The 8169-nt window shown below is 60.0% G+C and carries 9 protein-coding genes and 1 pseudogene; 7 read left to right on the plus strand and 3 right to left on the minus strand.

What is annotated here, in order from left to right; genetic code table 11:
* From QOC89_RS08335 to QOC89_RS08345, 3 genes and pseudogenes are all read right to left on the minus strand, one after another.
* Nucleotides 1-183, minus strand: a pseudogene (locus tag QOC89_RS08335) (2-methylcitrate synthase); the annotation flags it as partial.
* A 160-nt stretch (nucleotides 184-343) separates the two neighbouring features.
* Nucleotides 344-1360, minus strand: a complete 1017-nt coding sequence (locus QOC89_RS08340) for an HpcH/HpaI aldolase/citrate lyase family protein (RefSeq protein WP_323044593.1) — start codon at nucleotides 1358-1360, stop codon at nucleotides 344-346.
* A 352-nt stretch (nucleotides 1361-1712) separates the two neighbouring features.
* The gene (locus QOC89_RS08345; RefSeq protein WP_154557955.1) at nucleotides 1713-2696 is read right to left on the minus strand and encodes a malate dehydrogenase; all 984 of its coding nucleotides are present in this window, start codon (nucleotides 2694-2696) and stop codon (nucleotides 1713-1715) included.
* Nucleotides 2697-3196: 500 nt separating this feature from the next.
* Between QOC89_RS08345 and QOC89_RS08350 the strand changes: the two genes are divergently transcribed.
* From QOC89_RS08350 to QOC89_RS08380, 7 genes are all read left to right on the plus strand, one after another.
* Nucleotides 3197-3997 (plus strand): GntR family transcriptional regulator, encoded by an 801-nt coding sequence (locus QOC89_RS08350; RefSeq protein ID WP_323044594.1) that lies wholly within the window; start codon nucleotides 3197-3199, stop codon nucleotides 3995-3997.
* 157 nt (nucleotides 3998-4154) lie between these two features.
* Nucleotides 4155-4571, plus strand: coding sequence for a succinate dehydrogenase, cytochrome b556 subunit (sdhC, locus tag QOC89_RS08355; protein WP_054034790.1), 417 nt, complete (start codon nucleotides 4155-4157; stop codon nucleotides 4569-4571).
* Between the two features lie 4 nt (nucleotides 4572-4575).
* Entirely contained in the window at nucleotides 4576-4944 is a 369-nt protein-coding gene (gene sdhD, locus QOC89_RS08360) for a succinate dehydrogenase, hydrophobic membrane anchor protein (protein WP_054034791.1), read from the plus strand.
* Nucleotides 4945-4948: 4 nt separating this feature from the next.
* Nucleotides 4949-6724 carry a succinate dehydrogenase flavoprotein subunit gene (gene sdhA / locus QOC89_RS08365; protein WP_323044595.1) on the plus strand — a complete coding sequence of 592 codons (1776 nt, stop codon included), beginning with the start codon at nucleotides 4949-4951 and terminating at the stop codon, nucleotides 6722-6724.
* Between the two features lie 24 nt (nucleotides 6725-6748).
* Complete coding sequence (locus QOC89_RS08370; RefSeq protein ID WP_132383613.1) at nucleotides 6749-7453, plus strand: succinate dehydrogenase iron-sulfur subunit; 705 nt, start codon at nucleotides 6749-6751, stop codon at nucleotides 7451-7453.
* A gap of 1 nt (nucleotide 7454) precedes the next feature.
* On the plus strand, nucleotides 7455-7727 hold the full coding sequence (locus QOC89_RS08375) for a succinate dehydrogenase assembly factor 2 (RefSeq protein WP_323044596.1): 273 nt from the start codon (nucleotides 7455-7457) through the stop codon (nucleotides 7725-7727).
* A 91-nt stretch (nucleotides 7728-7818) separates the two neighbouring features.
* A partial coding sequence (locus QOC89_RS08380; protein ID WP_323044597.1) for a citrate/2-methylcitrate synthase occupies nucleotides 7819-8169 on the plus strand: 351 nt, incomplete at its 3' end.

Below are 8169 nucleotides of genomic sequence, written 5' to 3' on the forward strand. Positions count from 1 at the left end.
TGCACCGGCGATATCGAGAATGTCGTAGCCGCGGTAATGCAGATCATTGCCGGTCTTGCCGACCGTGCACAAAGCGGTGTTGCCAGCCGTCACGCCCGACAGCGCCACGGATTTCTTCGGTTTGAAGCCGCTTCTGGATTCGTTCTCGCCTTGTGCACCGGCGGTTTGCGCAGTCTCGCTCATCTCCCGCAATCTCCTTTGTGCCTGCTCGTTGCTTCTGGTTGAACCGCGTATTCGACGCCTGTTTTCAACAAAGCCAAACGATTCTGCGATCCGCTTGCATGGCGGCGCGCTTGGGCGCTGTGCAGCGCTGCCGCGCCGGCAATCGCGTTGGCCGTCATGCTCATGATGCGGTTTGCCCGTTAGCGCGCACTTTCGTGAAGAGTGGCGCGGCGTCTTGCGGAACGTTGCGGCCAGTGGATTGCGCGCGACGCAGTACGGACCAGTAGTAGCGATAGCTCGCGCGGTCGTGCAGCGTGTCGTGATAGCGCGTCGGTCCCCATTGCGCCGACTGGGCAGCCAGCAGAATTTCGGTGGCAGTGACGATTTCCTCGTCACGCGGGGCAAACGCGGCGACGATCGCCTCGATCTGCGCCGGATGGATGCTCCACATACGCGTGTAGCCGAACTCGTTGCGGGCGCGCGTGGCGTCGTTCGCGACTACGCTCATGTCGCGTACTTCCGTGCTGACGTTATGCGACGGCACTTTGCCGTGCGCATGGCAGGCCGCGGAGATCTCGAGCTTGGCACGCCGAACCAGCGGATGATCGAACTGACCGGGCGAGCGCATGGCGGTATCGGGAATCGCGCCGTCGTGCGCGGAAACGAAGTCCATCAGCCCGAAGCTCAGCGCTTCGACGCCCGGCAGCGCGGCCAGATCGAACACACGCGTCAACGCGCCGTGGGTTTCGACGAGCAATTGCACCGGCACCGGTTGCGCAATGCCCAGCTCGCTGCGCGTTGCTTCGATGAACGCGACCATCTCAGCGGCGTCGGGCACGTTGCGGATCTTCGGCAGGGTGATGTAAGCGGGCGCTCGCTTGGCGGCGCGCAGAATGAGACGGACGTCGTCGCGCCAGTGCGGATGATCGAAGTCGTGGATTCGCACGCCGACGCGGCCGAAATGGTCATGCTCGCTGCCCAGCAGCGACGCGACCAGCTCCGCATGTTCGGCTTCCCGGCCGACCTGCGCGCCGTCTTCACAATCGAGCGTAATGTCGAACACCGGGCCGAGTTGCTGCTGCAATGCCAGCGATTTCAGCATCAGTTTCTCGCTGCCGGCGTAGTGATCGCAGGCAGGCAGCACAGCGGGCGGCGCTTCGCCGTCAAACAGCACTTCGGCGGGTGTGAGGGCGCGCATCTTCGGCGTCAGGGGCGTGGGTTGTGTTTAGAGAAAATCTGATGCGGATGCGTTCTGTTCGGTCACCGTCGAGCAGCCGTTCAAAACGCGTTCGGATCAGATGTGAATGCCGGCATGGCGCTCTGCGAAACCAGCCGCAGATTGCTGCGCCGCACCTGCATTCGCATATAAAAAACCGGAACCCGCTGCCGTGACGCTGCAGACCTGCCGCTTCGCACCAAGCCCCCTGAGGGGTGATCCCCACTCCCCGAAGGGGACTTGCTTCGGGGTGGGGGACTTTCTTTCTGCGGAGCGGAAAACCTGGGGCGGCCTGGCGTTTTCTCACGAATTCCGGTTTATCTGCATCAGGCGCTTAGCCGAGCAGGTGTTGAACGCCTTCGCGCTCTTCGAGCAGTTCGTTCAGCGTGCCGTCCATCTTTTCGCGCGAGAACGCGTCGATTGCCAAGCCTTCAACACGCTTGTACTCGCCGTTTTCGCACGTAACCGGCACACCGTAGATGATGTCTTCCGGAATGCCATACGAACCGTCCGACGGGATACCCATGGTGACCCACTTGCCGTTCGTGCCGAGCACCCAGTCACGCACGTGGTCGATTGCGGCGTTAGCAGCCGACGCCGCCGACGACAGGCCGCGCGCTTCGATAATCGCTGCGCCGCGCTTGCCGACGGTCGGGATGAACGTGTTGCGATTCCATTCTTCGTCGTTGATCAGCTTGGTCAGGTCTTGACCTTCAGCCGTTGCAACGCGGAAATCCGGGTACATGGTCGGCGAGTGGTTGCCCCACACAGCCAGCTTTTCGATCGAAGCGACCGGCTTGCCCGACTTGGCGGCCAGTTGCGACAGCGCGCGGTTGTGGTCCAGACGCAGCATGGCGGTGAAGTTCTTCTTCGGCAGATCCGGTGCCGACTTCATCGCGATGTAAGCATTCGTGTTGGCCGGGTTGCCGACCACCAGCACCTTCACGTCGCGGCTGGCGACTTCGTTCAGCGCCTTGCCCTGAACCGTGAAGATTTCAGCATTTGCCGACAGCAGGTCTTTACGCTCCATACCTTTCGAACGCGGACGTGCGCCGACCAGCAGGGCGACGTCGGCATCCTTGAATGCAACCTTCGGGTCGTCGGTGATCACGACACCCGACAGCAGCGGGAATGCGCAATCATCCAGTTCCATCACGACGCCTTTGACGGCGCCTTGCGCTTGCGGCAGGTCGAGCAGTTGCAGGACAACCGGCTGATCCTTACCCAGCAGATCGCCATTGGCGATGCGGAACAGCAGGGAGTAAGCGATTTGACCTGCGGCGCCGGTGACGGCAACGCGCTTTGCGGGCTTAGCCATTGAGAAATCTCCAGGACGATGCGTTAGACGCTAGGGAAAACGCCATTCTATATGCGCGTTCAGCGAAGCGTTGTGAAACACGGCGGAAATCACTGTTCGCGTACTGCCTCGGAATGTGCTGAGACTGTGCGGCGCTGCGGCAAGACCGCCATGCCGGAAACCTGTACTGATGAGCGGAGGCGGGGCATGTTGCGCCGGGTAGCCGCTGCACGGCGCGGCTCCTGCAAACAGCGCGTTTCGGCAAGCGTCTGACCAACGAATGGCGGCGGATCGAAACCTGAACTGCGTGGGAACAGCATCGTGCAGAGTGGCCGCCGGTGCGTTGCAGCGCTGTATTGCATCATGCAAAACAGGCGCCGAAAACCCCGCAAACCCTTGCTCGACAAGGAGTGTAGGAGTCGTCTGGCACAAAGTCAACATTATCTTATGTCTTATATAAGACATATCTATTGCGGGGAAAACCCTAGACGCGGCCCGGCCCTTTATGATGAAATGCGCGGATGACTTCGAACCAGGCGAACACCGCGAATCCGAACGGCCAAGGGGCCGCGGGCGAGGGTGTATCCGCTGCCACACCCGCTACGTCGCCTACTTTCAGCCCCTTGTATCAGCAGATCAAGGGCTTGATTACGCAGAGCCTCGAAAGCGGTGAATGGAAGCCTGGCGAGATCATTCCTAGTGAAGTCGAATTGGCGGCCAGATACAAGGTCAGTCAGGGAACCGTGCGCAAAGCGATCGACGAGCTCGCTGCCGACAACCTGCTGGTGCGCCGCCAGGGCAAGGGCACTTTTGTTGCGACGCACAACGAAGACCGTGCCCAGTTTCGCTTCCTCAGATTACTGGCCGATGACGGCGCGGAACACCCGCACGTCAGCCGCCTGCTTGAATGCCGGCGCTTGCGCGCGTCGGCGGACATCGCCCGGCAACTCGATCTGAAGCCCGCCGATCCGGTGGTGCTGATCAAGCGCTTGCTGCAGTTCGACGGCGAAGTCACCGTACTCGACGAAATCTGGTTGCCCGGCGCGGTGTTCCGCGGGCTCACGCTCGAGCGGCTGTCGGAGTATAAAGGTCCCCTCTATGCCATGTTCGAGACTGAATTCGGCACGCGCATGATCCGCGCAACGGAGAAGATCCGCGCGGTCGCAGCCGAGCCGGCGGTCGCCGATCTGTTGCATGTGCCGGCGGGTTTTCCGCTGCTGTCGGTCGAACGCGTCTCTTATACATATGGTGACCGGCCGGTTGAGGTGCGTCGTGGTTGGTATGTCACAACCGGGTATTACTATCAGAACGATCTAAGCTGAATCGGGATGAAGAAAGGCGCCGCGTCCCACGCGCGCGCCTGTTTGAAGGCGCCCTTATCGCGCACGCTGTAACGGACCTGTCGTGGTTTTCGCTGCAGCGCGATATGAAAAGGCGCTAAAATTGCGGATTAGTGTGACTACATAGTAGGGGTCTAGCATGGCTGAAGCCGTAAAAAAACCGAGGCCGGAATTCCGGAACATCGGTATCGGGCAGATTTTGACGGCATATCGTCTCCCTCTAGCGGGGCGTGTGTCGATCTTGCATCGCTTAAGCGGTGGGCTGCTTTTTGTTTTTCTTCCGTTTCTGCTGTACCTCTTCGATCAGAGCCTGACTTCCGAACTTAGTTTCGAAGTCTTCAAAGGTTTCCTCTCCAACATCATCGTCAAGCTCATCACGCTCGTTCTCGCGTGGGCCTTCCTGTTTCACTTCTGCGCCGGTGTCCGTCACCTGTTCATGGACACGAGCCACGGCCTCACGACTAAAGAGAAGGGCAAGCAAACCTCCATCGTGGTGCTGGTCGTTTCGTCGCTTCTGACGATTGCATTTGCGCTCAAACTCTTCGGAGCATTCTAAAAAAATGGCAGCTAATAACCGAATCGGTCCGAAGCGTCTCGTCGTTGGCGCGCATTACGGTCTGCGCGACTGGCTCGCGCAACGCATCACCGCTTGCATCATGGCGGTCTATACGGTCATCCTGCTCGCCTGGTTCTTCGGCGCGCGCGATTTCTCGTATGACGGCTGGGCGTCGATCTTCGCCACGCAATGGATGAAGCTCGCCACGTTCGTCACGTTGCTGTCGCTGTTCTATCACGCGTGGGTGGGTATCCGCGACATCTGGATGGACTATGTGAAGCCCGTTGGCACGCGCCTGTTTCTTCAGGCGCTGACGATCGTCTGGCTGCTCGCATGTGCGGGCTACGCTGCGCAGATTCTCTGGAGAGTGTAAAAGAATGGCTGCAATCAAGAATTCTCTGCCGCGTCGCAAGTTTGACGTGGTTATCGTCGGCGCAGGTGGCTCGGGGATGCGCGCTTCGCTGCAACTCGCGCGCGCCGGTCTGTCGGTTTGCGTGCTGTCCAAAGTGTTCCCGACGCGTTCGCACACGGTCGCTGCCCAGGGCGGTATCGGCGCATCGCTCGGCAACATGAGCGAAGACAATTGGCACTATCACTTCTACGACACGATCAAGGGTTCCGACTGGCTCGGCGACCAGGACGCGATCGAGTTCATGTGCCGTGAAGCACCGAACGCTGTCTACGAACTCGAACACATGGGTATGCCGTTCGACCGCAATGCGGACGGCACGATCTACCAGCGCCCGTTCGGCGGCCACACCGCCAACTATGGCGAGAAGCCGGTGCAACGCGCTTGCGCGGCGGCTGACCGTACTGGTCACGCGCTGCTGCACACGCTGTATCAGCAGAACGTTGCTGCGAAGACGCAGTTCTTCGTCGAATGGATGGCGCTGGATCTGATCCGCGACGCCGACGGCGACGTGCTTGGTGTGACCGCGCTGGAAATGGAAACCGGCGACGTTTATATCCTCGAAGGCAAGACCACGTTGTTCGCCACGGGCGGCGCGGGCCGGATCTTCGCGGCGTCCACGAATGCGTTCATCAACACCGGTGACGGCCTGGGCATGGCTGCGCGTTCGAACATCGCGCTGCAAGACATGGAATTCTGGCAATTCCACCCCACCGGCGTGGCAGGCGCGGGCGTGCTGATTACCGAAGGCGTGCGCGGCGAAGGCGGCATTCTGCGCAACTCGAACGGCGAGCGTTTCATGGAACGCTACGCGCCTACCTTGAAGGATCTGGCGCCGCGCGATTTCGTTTCGCGTTCAATGGACCAGGAAATCAAGGAAGGCCGTGGCGTGGGTCCGAACAAGGATCACGTGCTGCTCGATTTGTCGCACATCGGCGCCGAGACGATCATGAAGCGTCTGCCGTCGATTCGCGAAATCGCCATGAAGTTCGCGAACGTCGATTGCATTAAAGAGCCGATCCCGGTTGTGCCGACCATCCACTATCAGATGGGCGGTATTCCGACGAACATCAACGGCCAGGTCGTGGGTACGTCGAAGGGTCACGAAGAGGTCGTCAACGGTTTCTACGCCGTGGGCGAATGCTCGTGCGTGTCGGTGCACGGTGCGAACCGTCTCGGCACGAACTCGCTGCTCGACCTGGTGGTGTTCGGCCGCGCGGCCGGCAATCACATCGTCAAGCACGTGAAGGAAATCAAGGATCACAAGCCCTTGCCGGCCGACGCCGCTGATTTCTCACTGGCGCGTCTGGACAAGCTGGAGAAGTCCTCGTCGGGTGAATACTCGCAAGACGTCGCGGCCGAGATCCGTTCCACGATGCAGGCGCACGCCGGCGTGTTCCGCACGTCGAAGCTGCTGGCCGAAGGCGTCGAGCGCATTCGCGAAGTGGCTGAACGTGTCAACAACATCTATCTGAAAGACAAGTCGAAGGTGTTCAACACGGCGCGCGTCGAAGCACTGGAAGTGGAAAACCTGATCGAAGTGGCACGTGCCACGATGGTTTCCGCCGAAGCGCGTAAGGAAAGCCGCGGCGCGCACGCGCAAGACGACTTCGAACATCGCGACGACGAAAACTGGCTGCGCCATACGCTGTGGTTCAGCGAAGGCGATCGCCTCGACTACAAGCCGGTTCATATGAAACCGCTGACCGTCGAATCGGTGCCGCCGAAAGCGCGTACCTTCTAAGGCACAAGTCAAAGGAATTCAGAAATGGCAAAGCGTACATTTGAAATTTACCGCTACGACCCGGATAAGGACGCAGCGCCGCGCATGCAAACGTACGAGATCGAGATCGACTCGCACGAACGTATGCTGCTCGACGCGCTCGTCAAGCTGAAGGCAGTGGACGAAACGCTGTCGTTCCGCCGTTCGTGCCGTGAAGGCGTGTGCGGTTCGGACGCAATGAACATCAACGGTAAGAACGGCCTCGCGTGTCTGACGAACCTGAACGATCTGCCGCAAAAGATCGTGCTGCGTCCGCTGCCGGGTCTGCCGGTCGTGCGCGACCTGATCTGCGACTTTACGCAGTTCTTCAACCAGTATCACTCGATCAAGCCGTACCTGATCAACGATACGCCGCCGCCGGAAAAGGAACGTCTGCAGTCGCCGGAAGAGCGCGACGAGCTCGACGGTCTGTACGAATGTATTCTGTGCGCCAGCTGCTCGACCTCGTGCCCGAGCTTCTGGTGGAATCCGGACAAGTTCGTCGGCCCGGCAGGTCTGCTGCAAGCCTATCGTTTCATCGCGGATAGCCGCGACGAAGCGACCGGTGAACGCCTCGACAATCTGGAAGATCCGTACCGTCTGTTCCGTTGCCACACGATCATGAATTGCGTCGACGTCTGCCCGAAGGGCCTGAACCCGACCAAGGCAATTGGCAAGATCAAGGAATTGATGGTTCGCCGCGCTGTCTGAGATGGAAGAGTCTTCGCATCAGTCCGACCCTCTTCGCCGTGCGCGCCTTCGCTGGCGCTCACGGCGCGGCTTGCTGGAAAACGATCTGATCTTCGAACGTTTTTTCAGCCGATATGAGCATGACCTCAGCGATGCGGATGTAGGCGCGCTCACACGCCTGCTCGAGCTGAGCGATAACGACCTGATGGACTTGCTGCTGGTCCGCAAGGAACCGGAAGGCGACCTTGCCGACCCGGATGTGATCCGGGTCCTGGAGTTGCTGCGCAACGCCTGAGCGCCGTTAATGTCTGAGCGCCGCTTGTCCGTTGTTCCCAGGCGTGCAAATTATCGAAACCCTGTTTCCAAACTTCGATTGAGGATGTGCTATGACCCCGTCAGATGTTAAAGCCACGCTATCGTTCAGCGACAATTCGCCGAGCGTTGAAATGCCGATCTACAAGGGCACTCTCGGCCCGGACGTGATCGACATCCGCAAACTGTATGGCCAGACCGGCAAGTTCACGTACGACCCGGGCTTCATGTCGACGGCGGCGTGCAATTCGGCGATCACCTACATCGACGGCGACAAGGGCGAGTTGCTGTACCGCGGCTACCCCATCGAGCAGCTGGCGACGCAGTGCGATTTCATGGAGACCTGCCACCTGCTGCTTTACGGGGAGCTGCCGAACGCCGAAGGCAAGAAGAAGTTCAGCCGCACCGTAACCATGCACACGATG

It is taken from the genome of Paraburkholderia sp. (assembly GCF_034668105.1).
GTDB lineage: Bacteria > Pseudomonadota > Gammaproteobacteria > Burkholderiales > Burkholderiaceae > Paraburkholderia.

Excerpts from the sequence above, each read along its gene's own strand:
- QOC89_RS08340 (WP_323044593.1), bottom strand. The coding sequence starts at position 1,360 with ATGCGCGCCCTCACACCCGCCGAAGTGCTGTTTGACGGCGAAGCGCCG.
- QOC89_RS08345 (WP_154557955.1), bottom strand. The coding sequence starts at position 2,696 with ATGGCTAAGCCCGCAAAGCGCGTTGCCGTCACCGGCGCCGCAGGTCAA.
- QOC89_RS08350 (WP_323044594.1), top strand. The coding sequence starts at position 3,197 with ATGACTTCGAACCAGGCGAACACCGCGAATCCGAACGGCCAAGGGGCC.
- sdhC (WP_054034790.1), top strand. The coding sequence starts at position 4,155 with ATGGCTGAAGCCGTAAAAAAACCGAGGCCGGAATTCCGGAACATCGGT.
- sdhD (WP_054034791.1), top strand. The coding sequence starts at position 4,576 with ATGGCAGCTAATAACCGAATCGGTCCGAAGCGTCTCGTCGTTGGCGCG.
- sdhA (WP_323044595.1), top strand. The coding sequence starts at position 4,949 with ATGGCTGCAATCAAGAATTCTCTGCCGCGTCGCAAGTTTGACGTGGTT.
- QOC89_RS08370 (WP_132383613.1), top strand. The coding sequence starts at position 6,749 with ATGGCAAAGCGTACATTTGAAATTTACCGCTACGACCCGGATAAGGAC.
- QOC89_RS08375 (WP_323044596.1), top strand. The coding sequence starts at position 7,455 with ATGGAAGAGTCTTCGCATCAGTCCGACCCTCTTCGCCGTGCGCGCCTT.